Genomic DNA, 1,704 nt, shown 5'->3' on the forward strand with positions numbered 1-1,704 from the left:
TATAAAGACGAACATGAATAAAATAATGCTCAGACATAAACCTGAAAATCCAATAATTATAATCAATTCAGTTGTTGCAAAATGCTTTTTGTTCATAATGTATTCTTGTTTGCTTGACCACAACGTTACTAATAAGAGGCGTAGGCTGGCTTTAATAAGCCAAACCTCCGATTCCCCACTTAGCCGAAGCTAAGGTTTTGGTTTTAAATTTATTCTTTTTTTGCCGAAGCCTTGGCTTCGGCGCACTTATTTAAATAGCTAAACTCTCAAATTTCCGCTGACAGCCTATGCCTTTTATTTATTGTTGCCAGCCGTTATTTATTCATTATAGACCAGATGTTTTTCAGTATAGTCAATTTGTTTTCTTAGAATTGAATTGTATAACATTAATATAAATGCAAGTGTTATACCGATAAAAAGCAATACAATTAAGAAACTATTAACATCCTCAATCATAACTACTCTACTGAAAATAAACACGAACACAATTGCCCAAACAACCTTATGCGTTTTAAGCTTTTTTGATTGCTTGTATTCTATTTCTATGGTAACCAAGTCATGTTCTTCTTTTAAAGTGCCATAAATATTTATAAACTGATGCAATGTAAAAGATGTTCCTATGGCCTTACGTTTAAGTTTTGCTTTGAAATCATCTGTTTTCGGAATAAAGCATCCAACGAACTTTTTTGAGTCTTGGTTTCTAATTTCAATGTCATCGTTATGGGTCAGTTTTGATGATATTTCTTTAATTACCTCTTGTCTTGTTTGTTTTCGATAGTATAGTCTTGAGAAAGGTCTACTTGAAAATATAAATATCAAAAATTCTCTAAATGTCATTGGTTCCATATGAATTACTATCAATTTATTTTCCAAGGATTAATACATTCTAAATGCAACCTTGATTTGTCTGTGTTTTTTTAATGGCTGGCAACGGTTGAGCTATGCGTAGTGCGGAGATTCGAAGAAACTTCCTTTCCAAATCTGCACATAGCCAAATTTACGTTTTGAAATTTTACCTTAAACTTAATAAATTTTCGGGACGAAAATTTGGCGCCCAAAAACAACCTGCAAACTCCCAAAACATTACTGACTCCGCATTACGTATAGCTTTTGTTGGCTACCGTTACTTATTTTTCCAGCTCCAACCACGATTGATTTTCCGTATAATTAATCATTCTTTCTGATGTTAACCTAATGTCTTCTAGAATGCTTTTAAATTTAAAGGTCATTCTTAATGTCTTAAATGGTCGTAATGCTTTCATAAATATCCATGATGCATTGTCTGTATTTAAGACATATTCAGAATAGTCAAAACTAGGAATTTGGTCAATTTCAGTATTTAATTTCTGTTTAAGTTTTTCGTTTTCAGTATTTCGAATTGTTACTTTTATTTCTTGAAGTAAATTTTCAAATTGTTGTGCAAAATTCTTAATCTCAAATTCTGAGAGTCCATATACCCAACTTAATGAGTCACTGTTCCACATAAACCACCTTGCATTCTGAAATCCAACATATTGCTCAATGTTTGATACATATTCTAATAATTGTCGATATGGAGCAAGTATAATTTTTGATGTGTTCATATTTCTAGGTTATGCGTTTTTTATGCGCCGTGGGTAATGGTAGCCAACGTTTACTGGATGAAGCGTGCGGAGATTTAACGAGCCAAACCTTCCAAACTACTCCAGAGCCAAATCTTTTATT

Annotated in this window: 2 protein-coding genes; both read right to left on the bottom strand. The window is 32.5% G+C overall.

From position 1 onward, the window contains the following. Window positions 1-318: 318 nt before the first annotated feature. A complete protein-coding gene (locus ACT29I_RS25615; RefSeq protein ID WP_444794853.1) occupies window positions 319-846 on the bottom strand; it encodes a hypothetical protein in 528 nt (175 codons plus the stop codon). 281 nt (window positions 847-1,127) lie between these two features. Beyond that, a complete protein-coding gene (locus ACT29I_RS25620; protein ID WP_430935644.1) occupies window positions 1,128-1,583 on the bottom strand; it encodes a hypothetical protein in 456 nt (151 codons plus the stop codon). Window positions 1,584-1,704 lie beyond the last annotated feature (121 nt).

The organism is Saccharicrinis sp. GN24d3 (assembly GCF_052400645.1).
Lineage (GTDB): Bacteria > Bacteroidota > Bacteroidia > Bacteroidales > Marinilabiliaceae > Saccharicrinis.

Excerpts from the sequence above, each read along its gene's own strand:
- ACT29I_RS25620 (WP_430935644.1), bottom strand. The coding sequence starts at position 1,583 with ATGAACACATCAAAAATTATACTTGCTCCATATCGACAATTATTAGAA.
- ACT29I_RS25615 (WP_444794853.1), bottom strand. The coding sequence starts at position 846 with ATGGAACCAATGACATTTAGAGAATTTTTGATATTTATATTTTCAAGT.